We start from the raw sequence: 17,753 nt of genomic DNA, 5'->3' as shown, positions 1-17,753 counted from the left end.
CCGAACCTCCACAACGTGCCACGGAGGTGAAGCAACCGGGACGAGGCACGCGGAGCCCTATCCTTGTCGGCGGCCCGTGTGATCCACGCCCACCACCTGGCCCCGTAGCTCAGTGGATAGAGCAGGTGCCTTCTAAGCACTTGGCCGCAGGTTCGAGTCCTGCCGGGGGCGCACCTCGTCCGCCGTCGAGGCCGCCTGGTTCCGCCGTCGCGGACGCTCGGGCGTCGCGGCTGTCCCGTACGGCCGCCCGCTACTTCGCCCGTTCGCGCTTCAGCCGACGGCGCTCGCGGCCGTTGTGATGCCGGATGACCGCGCCGGCCATGCCGACGGAACCGGTGAGCCGGATGAGCGGCGTGTCCGGGAGCCGCCCATGCCGCCGTGCGCGGTGATGTGCGCGGGCGCCTCCCCCCAGCACCTCTTACGGGACGCGCCGTGGATGCCGCCCTTGAGGACCAGCGACTCGCCCGGATCCACCGCGGAGACGGCCTGCGGCTGGTCGGCGGTGAGCGGCGCGAGGTCGGCGAACGTCCTCGCGGTCATGAGCTGATGACGCGAACGATACGGACAACGGCGGGCCCGCTCCGCAGGGTGCTGTCCCCCTGGTCCGTGGTGAGGTTTGCCCCACCCTGATACGGGTTCTGGCCTGACTGTTTCCGTCGGCTTCTCGCACCAGCATGGAGGGCGATCGCCCCATCACCTTCATGACGGACCCCCGGCAGGCCCGTGGCACACCCATGCGCCGACCGTGTGCGAGAAGAGGAAAGCTGCCATGCGGAAAGCCTCCATACGGAAAGCCGCCACGCAAGAAGCGCCCATACGGATCGCTGCCGCGCCGCGTTTCTCGGACAGCGCCACGGTCAGCACGGGTTCCGGAGCATGAGCCTGGACGAGCGGTCCCGTCCGCACATACCGCCGCACTCACCGCCGCCGGGCACGGTCGGCCGCCTCCCGGTGGCCCAGCGCGACCGCGCCGTCGACGGGCTGCGGGCGCTGGCCCTGTTGGCCGTGCCGACCGGCCACTGGCTCGTCGGCGGCTTCGTCCGCGACCCCGACAGCTCGCTGCACAACGCGAGTCCGCTCTCCACCTTCGCGCCGCTCGCGCCGATCACCTGGGTGCTCCAGATGCTGGGCATCTTCTTCCTCGTCGGCGGCTACGCCTCCGTTCTGTCCTTCCGGCGCGCCACCGGGCGGGGCACAACGCCGGGCGACTGGCTGCGCGGCCGACTGGCCCGGTTGCTACGGCCCGCCGTCGGCGTCACCGCCGTATGGGCCGTGCTGGCCGCTGTCCTGTACGCGGCCGGAGTTCCCCTCACGACGCTGCACACGGCCGCCACTCTGGTCGTCCAACCCTTGTGGTTCGTGGGCGTGTACGCGGTGGTGACGGCACTGACGCCGTACTGCATGGCGGCCTCGCGGCGGCTCGGGGGCTGGGCGGCGGCCCCCCTGGCGGCGGTCGTCGCGGTCGTGGACTTTCTGCGCTACGGCCCGTACGCCGACTCGGTCCCGTACTGGGCCACGCTGATCAGCCTGATCCCGGGCTGGCTCTTCGGCTACCAACTGGGCGTCTCCTGGGGCGAGAAACGGCTCGGCCGGCGCGGCGCCCGGCTGCTGCTCGCCGGCGGCGCCATCCTTTTCGCGGCGCTGCTCCTCGTCTTCCACTACCCGGCGAGCCTGGTCGGCGTCCCCGGCCAGGACCGTACGAACTCCCACCCGCCGTCCCTGCTGGTGATCGCCCTCGCCGCGGCTCAGTCGGGCGCGGCGATCCTGCTGCGCGACCGGATCGCGGCCCTGCTGCGGCGGCCCGCGCTGTGGGCTCCGGTGACGGCCGTCAACCGGTCCGCGATGACGATCCTGTGCTGGCACCAGACCGCGATGCTGGCCGTCGCCGTACCGGCCGCGTTCGCCGGTACGACGGTGGAGGGCCTGACCACCGCGCCGGACTTCGCCGCCTGGATGGCGACCCGGCTGCCCTGGCTGCCGCTCTTCGCTGTCGTACTCGTCCTCGTCGCCCGGGTGGCGCGGCGGCTGGAGCTGCCGTGGACGGGGATTTCCCGGGGGCAGCGGGTGTGTGCCGGGGTGCTGGCGGTGGGATTCGCGGCGTTCGCACTGCGGCTGACGGTGGTGTGACGGGGGACGTCCCGCGCGCCGTCGGAAAACGAAGAGCACCCGTTCCGGGACCGGAGCGGGTGCTTTCGCATGAGACAGGGCGGGAGGCCGGAGGCTCAGTCGGCCATGGCCTCCGCCAGGCTGCGCGGCCGCATGTCGGTCCAGTGCTCCTCGACGTAGTCCAGGCACGCCTGCCGGCCCTCCGGGCCGAACACGCTCTGCCAGCCGGCCGGGATCTCCGCGAACGAGGGCCACAGCGAGTGCTGGTTCTCGTCGTTCGTCAGGACGTGGTACTGCGCCTCCGGGTCTTCGAAGGGGTTCGTCATGCGAGTGGCCTCTCGGTGAGGGAGTTACCAGTGGAGAATTGGATTATGCGTGAGGTTGCGGCGACGCCGAAGCGTGAGGGAGGGGAATGGAAGGTTTTGGGGAGGTTTGGTGCGGTTCGGTGAGGCGGGGTGCTTTCGGAGGCGCGGGGGCCAGGCGGTAGCAAGAACGGACGGAAGCCGGACGGACGGTATGGGGACGGACCGAAGCCGGACGGACGGAACGGCGCGAGGGCCACGGATCCGGTCCGGCTCCGCAGCCCTCGCGCCCTGTTCCTGATGCCCCGGCCGTTCCCCGAGCGTTGTTCCTCGCTGTCCGGCCGCCCCTCGCGGCCCTCAGCGCCCCCCGAAGCCCGCCGGATGGCGCTTGCGGAGCGCGGGCCGCATCGGCAGCAGGATGCCCGCCGCGACCGTCACCGCCACCACCGCCACGATCACCCCGGCCTGCACGGGCGGCAGATACGGCAGCGTCCCGGCCAGCGGCAGGCTGAGCGCGACCAGTGGCACCAGCGCGACCACCGTGCCGACCACCAGGCCCGTCAGCCCCACGACGGCCGCCTCGATGCGCAGCATCCGCCGGATCTGGCGCCGTCCCGCGCCCACGAGGCGCAGTAGTTGGATCTCCGGCCGGCGGCCGACCATGATGAGGGTGAGGGTGCTGAGTACGGCGATGACGGTGAAGCCGCCGATCACGCTCACCGCGACCACGGTGATCACTTCTCCGACGCCCCGGTCCTCGGCCTTCTGCTGTTCCCCCGCCGGGTGCGGCGTGACGCGCGCGCCCGTCGCGGAGTCCGCCAGTACCCGCTGCACGGCGGCCTGCACCTGGCCCGCCGGGGCGTCGACGCCGAGCAGGACGCGGGAGTGCAGGGGCGCGGACATGTGGGGCGCCAGTTCCTCGGTGGCGAAGAGGAAGTCGCCGAGGGCGAGCGAGCGTTCGTAGACGGCCGCCACGCGCAGCGAAACGTTTGCCCCGTCGCCGTACCGTAGCGTGACGGCGGACCCGATGCCGAGCCCGAGCGACCGCGCCCGGTCCTTGCCCACCGCGACCGTGCCACGGCCCAGCTTCGCCGTGTCGCCCTCGACCACGCCCGGGTCCAGTACACGAGGCATCGCCGCGGGGTTGACCGCCAGGACCGGCATCCGGTCCAGCCGCGGCTCGCCGAAGTCCTTGCGCGCCAGGACGACCGTGCTGTGCAGCACCCCCGAAGCGGCCGCCACTCCCGGCACCCGGCTGATCCGTTCGACCGTCTCCTCCGTGATACCGGGCCCGTCCGTGCTCCCCGAACCGTCCGTGGTGACCGCCAAGTCGGCACGTACCGCCTCCTCGCCCTGCCGGCCGCCCTGCCGGTCCAGCGTCGCGCCGCCCGACATCTGGACCGCGACGAACGCCACCATCAGCACGATCGGCGTGATCGCGGCGCCCAGCCGACGCGAGTTGGCCTGCGCGGCGGCGGCAGCCAGGTAGCCGCCCGCGCCGCCGAACCGCCGCGCGGGCGCGCCGAGCACCCGTAGGGCGCCACGCGCGATCCAGGGGCCGAGCAGCGCGCACCCGATCACCAGCGTCACCGCCGCGGTGCTCGCGGCCATCGCGGCCACCTCGCCGAACTGGAGCACCGCCGTCCCGGCCGACGCCACGCCGAGGAACAGCATCACCAGTCCGGTCACGGTACGGCCGCGGCCCGGCCGCTCCGGCTCGCCCTGTGCCTCGCCCATCGCCTGCGCGGGGCGCACCTTGGCGGTCCGCCGGCAGGCCAGGGTGCCGGTGAGCCACGCCACGAGGACGGTCAGTCCGGCGGTCAGCAGCGGTACCGCGTACAGCCACCAGGGGGTGGGCAGTTCGAGGCCCGCGGGTACGGCGTCGCGGCTGCGCAGCAGGCGGAGCAGGAGCCCGTAGACCGGTACCGCGCCGATCGCGCCGACCACTGCGGCGAGGACGGCGACCGTACGGATCTCCCGGCTCACCGTCGCGCGCAGTTGCTCCGGCGTGGCACCGACCGCGCGCAGCAGCGCCATCTCGCGGGCACGCTGGTGCACGGCCTGCGCGACCGTGCCGGCCACCACGAGTACGGCGATCATCACGACGAGACCGCAGACCGACGCCAGCAGTTGCAGCAGCCCCCAGCGGCTGGGCGCCGCGTCGAGGAATTCCGGTTCCCCGCGGCTGTCGCCGGTCAGCACGCGCAGCCCGGTGTCGTCATCCTCGTGACGCTGCCCTGCGCCGACACTGCGGGCGGGCTCCGCGCCGGCCAGCGCCGCACGTATTCCGGCGTGGATCTGCTCGTCGCTCACTCCGGGTTCGGCGAGTACACCGATGGCGTCGGTGCTGCCGGGGTGCCCCGCCAGTTGCCGCGCGCGCTGGTCGGTGAAGAAGACAGCGCCCTGGTGGTCCAGGCCGGTGCGGTCGCCCTGCCCCTTGGGGGCGGCGATGCCGCAGACCTCGTACGTCGCGGGGGCACCGAGCGACTGTGCCGTGATCGCGTCGCCCACACGTACGCCCATACGGTCGGCGAGGCTGCCGTCGAGGACCACCTGCCGGGGGCCGGCGGGGGCGCGCCCTTCGCGCAGTGTGAAGGGGGCGAGCGCGGCGGCTTGCCAGGAGTGGCCGTAGACGGGAGCGGGAGTTGAGGTGGGAGCAGGGGTGCCAGTTCGTGTGGCGGTCGGCTTCGCGGACATCGCGACCGGGAAGGCGTCGTCCGCGACGGCGGCCCGTACACCCGGCACGGCCGCGATCCGCGGCAGCACCGAACGCGGCACCCGCACCCGTTCTGTCAGCTCCGCCGAGGACGAGTGGGACTCGCCGCCCATGAGTTCCGCCGTGTAGCGGGTGGTCTGGTCGCCGGTGACGACCGCGGCGGCGCCGGCGTAACGCTCCACGCGCGCGTGGCCGGCCAGAGTGGACAGCGTGGCCAGCGCGAAACCACCCAGTACCAGAGAGGTGAGCACCAGTACCGCGAACACCGCCGCCCACGCCTTGCGGTGCAGCTTCAGCGAGCGGGCGGCGAGGAAACGGGCGGTACGGCGGGAGCGCACGGGGCGCTCGGGGCTGTCGTGGGGCGCGTACGTCGTGGTCTCGGGGCTGTCGAGGGGCGTGTACGTCATGGCCGCGCGCCTCCGCCCAGTCGCTGCATCGCCTGCGCGACGCCGTCGGGTTGCGGCTGGTCCAGTACGCCGACGACGCGCCCGGCGTCGATGAAGAGCGCCCGGTCCGTCCAGGAGGCGGCGACCGGGTCGTGGGTGACCATCACCACCGTGTGCCCCGCGCGGTCCACCGCGCCGCGCAGCAGGGTGAGTACGTCGCTGGCGGTGACCGGGTCGAGGGCGCCGGTCGGCTCGTCCGCGAAGATCACTGCGGGGTCGGTGACCAGCGCGCGGGCGATGGCCACCCGCTGCTGCTGCCTGCCGGAGAGCAGCAGCGGAGAATCGTCGGCCCGGTCCGCCAGCCCGACCGCCTCCAGGACGCGCAGCGCTCGCGCCCGTACGTCCGCACTGCCCGGCGCCTCGCCGCCCAGCAGCAGGGGCAGCGCGGCGTTCTCGACGACCGAGAGCGAGGGCACCAGGTTGAGCGACTGGAAGACGAAGCCGACGCGTTCGCGGCGGAGCCGGGTGAGGGCGGCTTCGCCGATCCGGGACAGGTCGGTGCCGTCGATGCGTACGGTTCCCGAGGTCGGCCGGTCCAGACCGGCGGCGCACTGGAGGAACGTCGTCTTGCCGGAGCCGGAACGTCCCATCACGGCCACGAAGCTGCCCCGGGGGACCGTGACGCTGACGTCGTCCAGGGCGGCTACGGTCCTGGCGCCGCGCCGGTAGCTGCGGGTCACGGATTCCAGCGTCAACGCGGCGCCGACGTCACCGGGTGTGCGGAGCGGCTCCGCGTCCCTCGTCGCTCTGCCGCTTTCGCTGTCCCGCGGGCGAAGCCTGATCATTTCCGTAACCCCTCCGGCCGTGCGCTTGCTCGCCGATGTTTCGGCTGCTCAGACGCTATGGGCGGAGCGTGGCGGTAACGAGGGCGTCGGCACCCCACTTGAGGGGGGACCCAGCGACACCATGGGGGGTGGGGGCGGCGGTACCGGGCGACGGGGAACGGACGCCTCCGTTCCCTCCCCTCCCCCGCATACGTACGCTGGCCGTTCAGAAAGCAACTCCGAACGGCCAGCGTACGAACATCGGCGATCAACCAGCCGACGGCTGCGGTCGATCAGTTCCCGGCGAGCGAGTGCAGATACCGCATCAGCGTCATCAGTACGTCACGGCTGGAGGTACGCAGCCGGGCGTCGCAGTCGATGATCGGCACCTCGGCGGGCAGGTCGAGGGCGCCCCGGATCTCCTCGATGGCGTGCACGGGGGCGTCCGGGAAGGAGTTGATGGCGACCACGAAGGGGACGCCGCGCTCCTCCAGGCGGCCGATGACGTCGAAGCTGACCTCCAGGCGACGGGTGTCGATGAGGACCACCGCGCCCAGCGCGCCGTCGAACAGCCCGTTCCACAGGAACCAGAAGCGCTGCTGGCCCGGCGTACCGAACAGGTACAGCACCAGTTCGTCGTTGAGGCTGATGCGGCCGAAGTCCATCGCCACGGTCGTCGAGGTCTTGCGCTCGACACCGACGATGTCGTCCACGCCGACACCGGCCTGGGTCATCGTTTCTTCAGTGGTCAGCGGGCGGATCTCGCTCACCGACCCCACCAGGGTCGTCTTGCCGACCCCGAAACCGCCCACGATCACGACCTTGACCGCGGCGGCGGCCGTCTCGGGCAGTTCGTCCTCGCTCCGCGGCCCCTGGGCGGGGCGCTCGACGAGCGTTTCAGAGCTTTTGAAGTCCATGGATCACCGCCTCAATAAGGGCACGGTCGGGAAGTTGGGCGGGAGGTACGGGCGCGCGTGCCACCACCCGCCCGTCGGCCAGCAGGTCACCGAGCAGGACGGTGACCACGCTGACCGGCAACTGCAGGTAGGCGGAGAGTTCCGCCACGGACAGCGGGGAATGGCACAGCCGCATGATCGACGCCTGCTCCGGCTGCATCCCCGGCTTCGGTCCGGCCTTCGACACGATCAGCGTGACCAGGTCGAGGGAGGTGGTGTGGCCGGAGGCGCCGCTGCGCCCACCGGTGATCACATAGAGCCGCTCGGGGCTCTGTTCCTCCCAGTCCTGGTCCGCTCCGCTCATGCCGTGTCCCCGCTTCGCCCCGCCGTACCCGCGCGCGGCCCGTGCCGCCGGCCGATCCGTTCGCTGCGCCCGCTCATGCGTCCTGTCCGTCGTGGCGCGGTGGGCTGCTGAGGTGCTCGCCGATACGGGCCACCAGGTCCCGCATCCGCTGACCTATCAGCCCGGCGTCCACACCCTCATCGGCCAGGACGGCGAGGTACGCGCCGGCGCCCGCCGCCATCAAGTAGAAGAAGCCACCGTCCAGTTCGATCACGACCATGCGCATCCGGCCGTCGCTGTGCGGGAACTCCGCGGACACCGCGCCCGCCAGACTCTGCAGTCCGGCACAGGCCGCCGCCAGACGGTCGGCGGTATCGGTCTCCGTACCGTACTGGGCCATGCGCAGGCCGTCCGAGGACAGCACGACCACGTGACGGGTCTGCGGAACGCTCTCCGCGAGATCCTTGAGCATCCAGTCCATGTTGGGCCGGTGCTGAATCATGGCTACTCACTCTTTTCCGACGACTCGTCACTCTTCTCACTGGCTGCACTTGCGGCACTGACTGAAGTCCCCGTACCGGCGCCCGGGCCCGGGTGGCCGACCCAGCCGGCATCCGGTCCGGGACGCTCGGCGGTCCCGCCCCACTGGGCCGGCTGACCTTGTCGGCCGTCGGCCGGCTGACCGTACTGGCCCTGGTCCGGCCGGCCGTACTGGTCGTGGTTCGGCTGAGGCTGAGGCTGGGCGTGAGGTTGGGCTTGGGCGTGCGGCTGAGCCTGGGCATGGGCAGACGCCGGGGCTTGCTGCCCTCGGGACGACTGCGCCTGCGGCTGCGACTGTCCCGACGCACCCGACCCGCTCTCGCCGGACAGACCGCTCTGGAACGCGGCGAGCCACATACCGGGCTGTACCGGCGCGGCCTCCTCCGTCCCGGCGGCGGGAGACGTGGGCGCGGGCGCCGCGTGGGCGCCGGGGGCCGCCGGGGGCACGGGCGCGGTGACACGGGACTTGCGGCGCCGCTGCGGCAGCCCGTTGGCGGTCCGCTCGGTCACGAGAGGGAGGTCATCCTGGGTCTCCTCCCGGACATCGTCCCGGAACTGCGGGGGCGCCGCCGCGGCGGCGGGCGCGGACACCCCGGGTACGGACGGCGCGGCCGGAGCCGCGTTCCGGGACGCGGCCGGAGCGGGGGCGGGCGGTACGGCCGGGGTCGCGGCGGCGTGCCGGGGGCCGGTGGCCTGCGGGGCCGCGTTCACCTCGCGGCGCTCCGTACGGGCCGTACGCGGGCCCGAGGACGCGCCGATGCCGTGCGCCCGGCCGGTCGCCGCGGCGGTGGTGATCAGGTCCTGCGGAACGATCAGCACCGCGCGGACACCGCCGTACGCGGAAGGCCGCAGCGACACATGGAAGTTGTACGCCTGCGCCAGTCGGCCGACCACGGCGAGGCCCAGCCGCGGGGTCTCCCCCAGGTCGTTGACGTCGATGCCCTGCTGCGCCTGCTGGAGCATCCGCTCGGCCCGCGCACGGGCCTCCTCGCTCATGCTGACACCGCCGTCCTCGATCTCCACGGCGATACCGGACTGCACCTCCACGGCGGTCAGGTGCACGCGGGTCTGCGGCGGGGAGTAGCGGGTGGCGTTGTCGAGCAGCTCGGCGAGCGCGTGGATCAGCGGCTCGACGGCGGTGCCGACGACCGCGACCTCCGAAACGGAGTGCAACTCGACGCGCTGATAGTCGATTATTCGCGACATCGCGCCACGCAACACGCTGAACAGCGGGACCGCGCGGCTCCACTGACGGCCCGGGCGCGCGCCACCGAGCACGGCGATGGAGTCGGCGAGCCGGCCGATCAGCGCCGTACCGTGGTCAAGGCGCAGAAGATCGCCGAAGACCTCCGGGGACTGGCCGTGCCGGTCCTCCATGTCCCGCAGTTCCTGCGCCTGTTGGTGGACGATCGCCTGCACGCGGCGGGCGATGTTCACGAAGGCGCGCTGCGCGGACTCGCGCAGGTCCTCCTCGGCGACGACGGCGTCGAGGACGGAGCGCAGCACCGCCTGGTGCGCCGCGGTGAACTCGGGCGTCAGCCCCGACTCCCGCCCCTGCCGCGTCACCTCCTCGGTGATCGCCGCGTGCACGTCCTCGGGGAACTCGCCGCGGCCGAGCCGGGCCACCACCTCGGGGAGCAGTTCCTCGGCCAGCCGTACGGTCTCGGCCTCCTGCCGGCCCAGCGCCGCCTGCTGCGCCGCGGCCTGCGCGCGGAGCGCGGCGAGCGCCCGGCCGCGACGGGTGACCTCGCCGGTGACCAGCGCGACCGCCACGGTGGCGACCGCACCGATCCACACCACCGGCGTGGTCGCCTGCGGGGGAACCGTCACTGCGGCGACCGCCGCGGCCACGGCGGTCGCCGCGGCGGGCAGTATCCACGCGAGAACCGAGGCAGGACGCGGCCCCTCGGGCGACGATCCTTCTCGAACCATCTGCACCCTAAAACCCTCAAAACATCGACAGATCACAGGACGTCTAGCGGGCCCCAGCTCCCCGTTCGGCGCCGCCACAGAGGTACCTGCGGTAACTGCCTTCATACACTGGGCCGGTAGTAGCATAACCGCCTTTGATCAAGGACTGACGCCAGGTCACTCCTCGGCTTCCGCAGGCGGATCCGCGCACTCCGCCGGAGTGGTCGGCGGTGGAGTGCGTGCCGCGACAAGCGGATGAAGAACCGGTGGCCTTGAGCCGGATCGCCTTTGGATTCAAGGTGAACGGGCTCCGGCCGTCACCGATTTCCCGTTACCCGCCGTGCGACGTCGGCGCTTTCCGTCCGGCGTCCGTATCCGGTCCGTCCGGCATCCGCGTCCGGTCAGAGTTCTTCGCCCGACAGCAGCGGTTCGAAGCGTTCGTAGGCCGCGTAGTCGCGGAAGTGCCGTGCGTACAGATCGGCGTCCTGTGTCAGGTCTTCGTCCAGCGCCGCGCTCACGTCCACCACACACTTGAAGCACCAGGACACGGTCTCGCCCCGGTCATTGAGGTAGCTCGCCTCCCGGGAGCGGGCTCGCCGCTCGGCCCGGTGCCGTGCGTCCGCCTCGTCCGTCGCGTACACGAGCAGCACGCTCTCCTCGTACAACGGGTCGCCGCCACGCTCACCCAGTGATCCGCCGCCACCCTCGCCCGGCGATCCGCCGCCACCCCTGCCCGGCGACTCCATGAGAACCACCGCAATGTACGGCCTGGGCCCGCTGTCCCGGGGCTCGTGCTGTCCGCCGGTTGCCACGGCGCATTCACCGTCCTCGGCTGTGAATCGGGCATGTGCCACGGCCCAGCGGCGTTGCGGGACCGCGCCCGTCCGCACCCGTTCGGCCGGATGGAAGACCTTCGCGTTCAGCATGGGAACCGGCTTCCCGCAACCGGCCCCGTGTCGATCATGAGCGCCAACCGGTTCGGCATGATCGTTCCTCCAGGGTGAACGGTGACTCACCGCGACCGGCCTCGCAGCCGGCGCAATCATCTTCACCCGTTCCAGGGGTTACCGCACGTCGGCGGCTTCCGGCGGGGGACGGACGGGAAGCGGGCCCGGCCGGTTCGGCACGACGCCGCGCGCCTCAGAGCCGTACGGCCTTGCGCGGCTGCTCCATCGCTCCGGCCAGCAGCCCCTGCAACGAGGCGAATTCGTCGACGCACCGGCCCGTACCGTTGACCACACAGTCCAGCGGGTCGTCGGCGACCACCACCGGTACGCCCGTCTCCTGGCGCAGCCGCTGGCTGAGGCCGCGCAGCAGCGCGCCGCCGCCGGTGAGCGCGATGCCGTGCTCGATGATGTCGCCGGACAGCTCGGGCGGGCACTCGTCGAGCGTGCGGCGTACGGCCTGGACGATCGCCTCCACCGGTTCGGCGAGTGCCGAGCGGATCTCCTCCTCGGTGATCTCCTGGATCCGCGGCAGCCCGCTGACGTGGTCCCGGCCACGTACGGTGTAGGACGTGCGGCGCTCGGGCTCGCCCTCCTCGTCCACGTCGACCGGGGTCCAGGCCGCCGAACCGATCGCGATCTTGATGTCCTCGGCGGTGCGCTCGCCGATCGCCAGCGAGTGCTTCTTCTTCACGTACGACATGATCGCCGCGTCCAGCGCGTCACCCGCGACCCGTACCGACTGGGCGGTGACGATGCCGCCCATCGAGACGACGGCCACCTCGGTCGTGCCGCCGCCGATGTCCACCACCATGCAGCCGACCGGCTCGGCCACCGGCAGACCGGCGCCGATCGCCGCCGCCATCGGCTCCTCGATCAGATGCACCTCACGGGCGCCCGCGCTGCGCGCCGAGTCGATCACGGCCCGCCGCTCGACGCCGGTGATGCCGGACGGCACGCAGATCACGACCCGCGGCTTGGAGAAGCGGCGGGTGGGCAGCGCCTTCTTCATCAGGGCGCGCAGCATCTGTTCGGCCGCGTCGAAGTCGGCGATCACCCCCTCCTGGAGCGGGCGCATCGCGGTGATGCCGGACGGGGTGCGGCCGATGGTGCGCTTGGCCTCCGACCCGACGGCGATCACCTCGCCGGCCGCGTTCACGGCGACGACGGACGGCTCGTTCAGGACGACGCCCTTGCCGCGTGAGTAGACCAGGGTGTTGGCGGTGCCCAGGTCGATGCCTATGTCGTACGTACCGGACGAAGTGCTGGACGCCATGGGAGGTTCGCTTGCTCTCTCTCGACTGGACGACAGGGCCCCGCGCGCAGGGTCCTCGAACATCGCGCCCCCGGGCGGCACGGATGGCTCGCTGAGCCGCTCGGGCGGTGAGGTCCACCGAACTCGTCACGCTCATCAAGCTCGCCAATGGCGCCATTTGCGGGCAATTATCAAGACTACAGGCGGTGCCGAATGGTTCCGGGTGGCGCCGAGCGGTTCGGCGCACCGAGGGATGCCCGACGCGTTCAGCCCGACGCCGACGTCCGCGAGACGCCCGGCCCGCCGTTCTCCCGCACCGCCCTCGCGCCTCCCGTGTCCCCCACTTCCCGTCTCCCTCCGGTGTCCGTCACTTTCCGCGTTCCTCCCGTGTCTCCCACTCTCCGCGTCCCTCCCGTGTCCCCTGCTCCCCGCGTCGCCCGGTTCCTGCCGCCGGGGCCGCGGGACAGGGCCTCGGCCAGGTCGTCCAGCGCGTCCAGGAGCAGTTCGGCGCCGCGCAGCGCGACGCCTCGGGTCTCGGACTGCGCGGCCCACTCCTCCCATACGGCGCGCAACGCGCTCCAGTCCAGGTCGCGCCGCTCCCGTACGGCGTCGACCGCGCGCGGCAGGGACTCGCGCAGCTCTTCGGTGAACGTCTGGGCCCCCGGTGAAGGTTCCGCGTCCTTGTCCGGAAGGTGCGCTTCCAGAATCATCGTCACCCGGCCCATCGTGGACAAGGCGGACTGAGCCGACGCCGCCGCGCTCAACGACAGTCCGCGGTGGCGCACCGGCTCCTTCTCGGCGCGCGCCTCGCTCTCCTCCCAGGCGGCGCGGGCCGCGCGGGCGTCCAGGAGGGCTTCGCGGACCTGGCGGGGACGGCGTTCGGCGGGCCGCGCGTAGCTGTCGAAGACGGCGATGGCGTACCGGCCGTTGGCCTCCAGCCACTGGGCCAGCCGTTCGCGCAGCCGCGGCGTCTCCCAGGCGGGGAAGAGCGCGTAGGACAGCATGGCCAGCAGGCCGCCCAGGAGGGTGAGGACGACCCGTTCCTGGACGGTCTGTTCCCAGCCGGCGCCCGCGATGCCGAGCAGGAAGACGACGTACGCGGCGACGCACGCCGAGGTCACCGACACTCCCGTACGCATCAGCAGGTACATCGCCAGGACGCACACGACCGCCAGCGCCGCGCTGACGTACAGGTTCGGGTGGGTGAGGCCCATGATCGCGCCGCCCACCGCGACGCCGACCAGGGTGCCGATGAACCGTGCGACGCCGCGCGAGTACGTCTGCCCGAAGTCGGGCCGCATCACCATCACCGAGGCCAGCGGCGCCCAGTACCCGTGGCCGAAGGGCAGCGCCTGGCCGATGAGGTACCCCGCGGCGGCCACCGCGCTGACGCGCAGCGCGTGCCGGAAGATGTGCGAGGACCAGCGGATCTCACGGCGCACGGCACGCAGCGCCACCGGCACCAGCTTCGGCACACTCGGGCGCAGCAGATGCCCGCGCTCCGCCTCGGTGGTGGGCCGGGTGGCCTGGACGGGCTCGTCGGTGAACTCCACGGCGTCGGCGAGCAGCGAGATCAGCCGCAGCGCGGAGCGGCGGGCGGCACCGGTCAGCCGCGGCCCGTCACCGTCCTGCGGCATTTCGAGGGTGGCCATCGCCTCGGGCGGCAGGCGTACGGGCTTGCCGCGCCGGATGGCGGTGGCGACGGCGTCCAGCACGGTGGCGGCCGCGCCGAGCAGTTCGCGCGCCCGGTCGCGTTCGGGCCCTTCCACGGGCGCGCCGACGACCGGGTCGGCGAGCGACGCCAGCACCGGCCTGACCTGCTCGGCCAGCGCCCGGGGGCCGTGCAGTTGGACGGGACGGCGCTTGGCCTGACGCGGGGTCACGGCGGAGGCGAGGCGCGCGTCCATCAGGGGCTGCGGGTCGAAGGGGGCCACCGGGTCGTGCCGCAGCCGGCGCGCGTAGTCCGCTTCGGCGGCCAGCGCGTCGGCGAGCGCGTCGCGCTGCACACCCCATGGCCGTACGGGAAAGAGCACGATCAGCGCGGCCTGGACGAACCCGCCGAACGCGATGATGGCCGCGTGCTCCAGGGCGCCGAGGATCGAGGTCGGCAGCGTGACGGTGACGAGCATGACCGAGACGGTCTGGGTGCCGACCAGTCCGGACACCGGCCCGACCGACCAGGCCAGGCCGGCCAGGAAGGTCCACAGGGAGAGCAGGACCAGGAAGCCGACGATGTGCGAGGCGGCCAGGTAGCCGAGGAAGGTGGAGACGGAGAGGCCGCCCGCGACCGCGAGGGCCAGTACGGGCCGGGGCCGCCAACTGCGCTGGAAGGTGGCGATGCCGGCGGCGAACGCGCCGAAGGCCGACGAGACCGCGAGGGCCGGGTTGCCGAGATAGAGGCACAGGCCGATGACGATCGCGACACCGACCGAGCCGCGGATCGCGATCAGCGGGGTGAGCTTGGCCTTCTCGATGGTCAGCCCGGAGCGGGCGGTCTTCTTCAGCGCTCGCGACCAGGTCATGCCCCCGAGAATACGTACTCGGAAGCGCCGAAACGGAATGATCTGGGCCGGTTTGTGGACGGGTTGCGGCGGGAACTCGGACGGGTTGACGCAGGGGCCGGGCCGACCGCCCGCATCAGCGCCCCGCCCGACGATTCGCCGAGAAAATCACCGTAAAGGCGGTTTCTGTGGCGGGTAAACCGCGCAGGTCACAGACGTGTCTCGCCGACGGTCCCGATCCGCGTGGGCAACACGACCGCCGGGAAGGGAAACCCCGGTGCCGGCCGCACCCTCTTGCTCGTCAGCCGGACGCCCTCCGGCCCGCTCAGCAAGGAGAATTCCCCGTGCGCAAGACCCTTCTCCCCCCAGTGGTCGTCCTGACCACCCTGGCCGCTCTCGCCGCCACCGCCGGCTGCAGCTCGGGCGGATCCGACGACACCCCGGTGCGGTTCGGTGACGCCCAGGGGTCCGGTTCGCACGGCGCCGAGCGGCCGGGCCGGGCGTCGCTCGCCCAGATGCCGACCGACCCGATCAGCTTCAAGGAGCAGCGCAAGGTCGGCGGCGCCGGGGACGACACCCCGATCGGGGTGGCCACATACCACGGCCCGAAGTCCGGGTTCACCGGGAAGGTGTGGGTATGGGCGCCGCCGGAGTACTACGAGAAGAAGAACGCGGACAAGGGGTTCCCGGTCCTGATGGCGCTGCCCGGCGCCGAGGGCTACCCGGTCAATTACTGGATCGGCGGCGACCTGAAGCTGGAGGAGAATCTGGCGCAGTGGTCGAAGGAGGGCAAGAGCCTGCCCTTCATCGTCGTGATGCCGGTGCTCAACCCCAACGCCAAGCAGTACTACGACGCCAGCGACATACCCGGCCAGCCGAAGATGGGCACCTGGCTGAACGAGGACGTGCCCGACTTCGTCCGGCAGAACTTCCGTACGCTCAAGGGCCGGGACGGCTGGGCGATCATGGGTTCCTCGTCCGGCGGTTTCGCCGCGCTGAAGAACGTCCTGCAGCACCCGGAGACGTTCAAGGCCGCGATACCGAGCGGCCCGGACATCGTGCCGGACTCACCGCTGTGGCGCGGGCACGCCAAGGAGGAGCGGGAGAACAACCCCGAGGTCCTGGCCCAGCGGCTGATCGCCAAGGGCGGGCCCGACGTCTATCTGGCCTTCCAGGACGGCTCCAAGGAAGCCACGGTCGTGCCGAAGGTCAGGAAGTTCATCGCGCGCTACGGACGCGGCCCGGTCAAGACGCGGCTGCAGACGGTGGCCGGCGGTATGCACGGCGCCGACACCTATGTGAAGGGCATGGGCGAAGGCACGATGCAGTGGGTCAGCGCCCATATGCAGGGGCCGGCGGAGTAACGTCCGCCCCTCCCCACGCACAGGTCCCGTCCGACCCACGGCATCGCGTCCCCTCCTCCTCGCGCCCCGCCCTCGCGCCCCGGGGCCGCGCCTCAGCCGCTTCTCACACCGAGCAGGCCACGTCCAGCAAGGCGATGGGCTGCTTAGCGTCCAGGTCCACGTACGCGGTGAAGTTCTCCCTGCGGTTCCCGCTCCAGTACGTGGTGATGGTCGCCCAGCCGACGCGTGCGGACTGGGCGGTGGTGACCTTGCCCACGGAGATGTCGCGCGGTGTGTTCTGAGCGCACAGCAGCAGGTCGTAGTCGGGCGTCTCGGCTGCCTTCTTCTTGAGCTCGGCGGAGACCTGGTGTTCGCGCGCCCAGGCGCTGGGGCCGTGCTTTCCGTAGAAGGAGACCAGGAAGCGGCGGATCTCTTCGGCGGTGTAGCGGCCGTTCGGGTCGGTACGCAGGTCCGCCCGGGACTGCTGCTGTACGGAAGCGTCCTGGGCGGAAGCGGCCGGGGTGGCGGCCGCAGGAGTGGCGGAGGCGGCGGGCGCCACGGTAAGGGTGAGGGCCACGGCGGTCGCGATGGCGATGACAGTGGCGGTAGCGGCAGGGGCGGTGCTGGAGGCCGCACCGGTGGCAGTGCCGGTGGCGGTGGTGCGCGAAGCGTGACGGGGCATGAGATGTCCTCGACTTCCGACTTCTGTCCTATGTGCGCATTGCCGGTCTTCACCGACTGAGACAGCCGGGAGCCCGGGATGGTTGCGGGCTTTCCCGTCCACCACCCGACTGGAGCAACGAGCCGTCCAGCCCCCGCCCGCTACGACACGATGTCCTTCTTCCCGAACCCCCGGAACGCCAGCGCGAACAGCACCAGCGCGTACGCCACGGAGACCGACGCCCCCTGGAGCATGCCCGTACCGTCGAGCTGCGGCTGGAGCGCGTCGGCCCAGGCGAACTGCCAGTGCGCCGGCAGGAAGTCGCGCCACTGGTCCAGGGCGGTGACCTGGTCCAGCACATTGCCGACGATGGTCAGGCCGACCGCGCCGCCGACCGCGCCCAGCGGCGCGTCCGTCACCGTGGAGAGCCAGAAGGCGAGGGCCGCCGTGACGAGCTGGCTGACGAAGATGTACGCGACGGCGAGCGCGAGGCGGGGCAGCGCGTCACCGGCGGCGAGCGCGCCTCCGGTCGGCAGTTGCAGCGGTCCCCATCCGTACGCGGCGGTTCCGACGCCGAGGGCGACCAGCGGCAGCAGCACCATCGCCGCCGCACTGAAGACCAGGGCGACGGTGAGTTTGCTCAGCAGCAGCCGGGTGCGCGGGACGGGCGCCGCGAGCAGATAGCGCAGCGAGGACCAGCTCGCCTCGGAGGCGACCGTGTCCCCGCAGAACAGCGCCACGGGGACGACGAGCAGAAAGCCCGCCGAGACGAACAGGACGGTCGCGGTGAAGTTGGCGCCGGAGGCGGTCGCGGTGTCCATCAGGGTGATCCGGTTGTTGCGGCCGCCCGGTTCGCCGCCGATCGCGAAGGCCGCGACCAGGACGAACGGCAGTACCGCCAGGATCGCGCCGATGACCAGCGTGCGGCGCCGTCTGAGCTGCCGCATCGCCTCGACGCGCAGCGGCAGGGTCCGGCGCGGACGGTAACCGGGAGCGTGCGGCGCGCCGGACACGGACGAGCCCGC

The 17,753-nt window shown here is 72.1% G+C and carries 14 protein-coding genes, 1 tRNA gene and 1 pseudogene; 3 read left to right on the top strand and 13 right to left on the bottom strand.

Going from position 1 to position 17,753, the window contains the following annotated elements; all coding sequences use genetic code 11:
* The first annotated feature begins 98 nt into the window (after window positions 1-98).
* Window positions 99-171: transfer RNA gene (locus EJG53_RS26520), tRNA-Arg, on the top strand.
* A gap of 99 nt (window positions 172-270) precedes the next feature.
* Here the strand turns inward: EJG53_RS26520 and EJG53_RS26515 are convergent.
* Entirely contained in the window at window positions 271-540 is a 270-nt protein-coding gene (locus EJG53_RS26515; RefSeq protein WP_174856459.1) for a hypothetical protein, read from the bottom strand.
* Between the two features lie 336 nt (window positions 541-876).
* Between EJG53_RS26515 and EJG53_RS26510 the strand changes: the two genes are divergently transcribed.
* Entirely contained in the window at window positions 877-2,127 is a 1,251-nt protein-coding gene (locus tag EJG53_RS26510; RefSeq protein WP_125046953.1) for an acyltransferase family protein, read from the top strand.
* Between the two features lie 95 nt (window positions 2,128-2,222).
* Here EJG53_RS26510 and EJG53_RS26505 read toward each other — a convergent pair whose 3' ends face one another.
* The 10 genes and pseudogenes from EJG53_RS26505 to EJG53_RS26460 form a co-directional block, all read right to left on the bottom strand.
* The gene (locus tag EJG53_RS26505) at window positions 2,223-2,432 is read right to left on the bottom strand and encodes an MbtH family protein (protein WP_030018958.1); all 210 of its coding nucleotides are present in this window, start codon (window positions 2,430-2,432) and stop codon (window positions 2,223-2,225) included.
* Between the two features lie 333 nt (window positions 2,433-2,765).
* Window positions 2,766-5,531, bottom strand: coding sequence for an FtsX-like permease family protein (locus EJG53_RS26500; RefSeq protein ID WP_125046951.1), 2,766 nt, complete (start codon window positions 5,529-5,531; stop codon window positions 2,766-2,768).
* The gene (locus tag EJG53_RS26495) at window positions 5,528-6,250 is read right to left on the bottom strand and encodes an ABC transporter ATP-binding protein (RefSeq protein ID WP_371858730.1); all 723 of its coding nucleotides are present in this window, start codon (window positions 6,248-6,250) and stop codon (window positions 5,528-5,530) included. Before EJG53_RS26495 ends, EJG53_RS26500 begins: the two co-directional genes overlap by 4 nt.
* Window positions 6,251-6,627: 377 nt before the next feature.
* A complete protein-coding gene (locus EJG53_RS26490) occupies window positions 6,628-7,251 on the bottom strand; it encodes a GTP-binding protein (RefSeq protein ID WP_031004535.1) in 624 nt (207 codons plus the stop codon).
* Window positions 7,232-7,594, bottom strand: a complete 363-nt coding sequence (locus tag EJG53_RS26485) for a DUF742 domain-containing protein (RefSeq protein WP_031004537.1) — start codon at window positions 7,592-7,594, stop codon at window positions 7,232-7,234. The genes EJG53_RS26490 and EJG53_RS26485 overlap by 20 nt, the downstream gene beginning before the upstream one ends.
* Window positions 7,595-7,667: 73 nt before the next feature.
* The gene (locus tag EJG53_RS26480) at window positions 7,668-8,075 is read right to left on the bottom strand and encodes a roadblock/LC7 domain-containing protein (protein ID WP_030018953.1); all 408 of its coding nucleotides are present in this window, start codon (window positions 8,073-8,075) and stop codon (window positions 7,668-7,670) included.
* 323 nt (window positions 8,076-8,398) lie between these two features.
* Window positions 8,399-10,045 (bottom strand): annotated as a pseudogene (locus EJG53_RS26475) (sensor histidine kinase); the annotation flags it as partial.
* A gap of 380 nt (window positions 10,046-10,425) precedes the next feature.
* Window positions 10,426-10,950 (bottom strand): DUF4288 domain-containing protein, encoded by a 525-nt coding sequence (locus EJG53_RS41205; RefSeq protein WP_280526784.1) that lies wholly within the window; start codon window positions 10,948-10,950, stop codon window positions 10,426-10,428.
* Between the two features lie 214 nt (window positions 10,951-11,164).
* On the bottom strand, window positions 11,165-12,244 hold the full coding sequence (gene mreB / locus EJG53_RS26465; protein ID WP_125046945.1) for a rod shape-determining protein: 1,080 nt from the start codon (window positions 12,242-12,244) through the stop codon (window positions 11,165-11,167).
* Between the two features lie 245 nt (window positions 12,245-12,489).
* The gene (locus EJG53_RS26460; protein ID WP_244955352.1) at window positions 12,490-14,745 is read right to left on the bottom strand and encodes an FUSC family protein; all 2,256 of its coding nucleotides are present in this window, start codon (window positions 14,743-14,745) and stop codon (window positions 12,490-12,492) included.
* Window positions 14,746-15,068: 323 nt separating this feature from the next.
* Between EJG53_RS26460 and EJG53_RS26455 the strand changes: the two genes are divergently transcribed.
* Window positions 15,069-16,088, top strand: coding sequence for an alpha/beta hydrolase (locus EJG53_RS26455; RefSeq protein ID WP_125046943.1), 1,020 nt, complete (start codon window positions 15,069-15,071; stop codon window positions 16,086-16,088).
* Window positions 16,089-16,191: 103 nt separating this feature from the next.
* Here EJG53_RS26455 and EJG53_RS26450 read toward each other — a convergent pair whose 3' ends face one another.
* Both EJG53_RS26450 and EJG53_RS26445 read right to left on the bottom strand, forming a co-directional pair.
* Window positions 16,192-16,749 (bottom strand): hypothetical protein, encoded by a 558-nt coding sequence (locus EJG53_RS26450; protein WP_244955351.1) that lies wholly within the window; start codon window positions 16,747-16,749, stop codon window positions 16,192-16,194.
* A gap of 140 nt (window positions 16,750-16,889) precedes the next feature.
* Entirely contained in the window at window positions 16,890-17,675 is a 786-nt protein-coding gene (locus EJG53_RS26445) for an ABC transporter permease (protein ID WP_244955676.1), read from the bottom strand.
* Between the last annotated feature and the right edge of the window lie 78 nt (window positions 17,676-17,753).

It is taken from the genome of Streptomyces chrestomyceticus JCM 4735, from assembly GCF_003865135.1.
Classification (GTDB): Bacteria; Actinomycetota; Actinomycetes; order Streptomycetales; family Streptomycetaceae; genus Streptomyces; species Streptomyces chrestomyceticus.
The sequence above is the reverse complement of the archived record's forward strand: the minus strand, read 5'-3'. Positions and strand labels throughout refer to the sequence as shown.

Coding starts and splice junctions, on each gene's coding strand:
- EJG53_RS26515 (WP_174856459.1), bottom strand. CDS start 540: ATGACCGCGAGGACGTTCGCCGACCTCGCGCCGCTCACCGCCGACCAG.
- EJG53_RS26510 (WP_125046953.1), top strand. CDS start 877: ATGAGCCTGGACGAGCGGTCCCGTCCGCACATACCGCCGCACTCACCG.
- EJG53_RS26505 (WP_030018958.1), bottom strand. CDS start 2,432: ATGACGAACCCCTTCGAAGACCCGGAGGCGCAGTACCACGTCCTGACG.
- EJG53_RS26500 (WP_125046951.1), bottom strand. CDS start 5,531: ATGACGTACACGCCCCTCGACAGCCCCGAGACCACGACGTACGCGCCC.
- EJG53_RS26490 (WP_031004535.1), bottom strand. CDS start 7,251: ATGGACTTCAAAAGCTCTGAAACGCTCGTCGAGCGCCCCGCCCAGGGG.
- EJG53_RS26485 (WP_031004537.1), bottom strand. CDS start 7,594: ATGAGCGGAGCGGACCAGGACTGGGAGGAACAGAGCCCCGAGCGGCTC.
- EJG53_RS26480 (WP_030018953.1), bottom strand. CDS start 8,075: ATGATTCAGCACCGGCCCAACATGGACTGGATGCTCAAGGATCTCGCG.
- EJG53_RS41205 (WP_280526784.1), bottom strand. CDS start 10,950: ATGCTGAACGCGAAGGTCTTCCATCCGGCCGAACGGGTGCGGACGGGC.
- mreB (WP_125046945.1), bottom strand. CDS start 12,244: ATGGCGTCCAGCACTTCGTCCGGTACGTACGACATAGGCATCGACCTG.
- EJG53_RS26460 (WP_244955352.1), bottom strand. CDS start 14,745: ATGACCTGGTCGCGAGCGCTGAAGAAGACCGCCCGCTCCGGGCTGACC.
- EJG53_RS26450 (WP_244955351.1), bottom strand. CDS start 16,749: ATGCCCCGTCACGCTTCGCGCACCACCGCCACCGGCACTGCCACCGGT.
- EJG53_RS26445 (WP_244955676.1), bottom strand. CDS start 17,675: ATGCGGCAGCTCAGACGGCGCCGCACGCTGGTCATCGGCGCGATCCTG.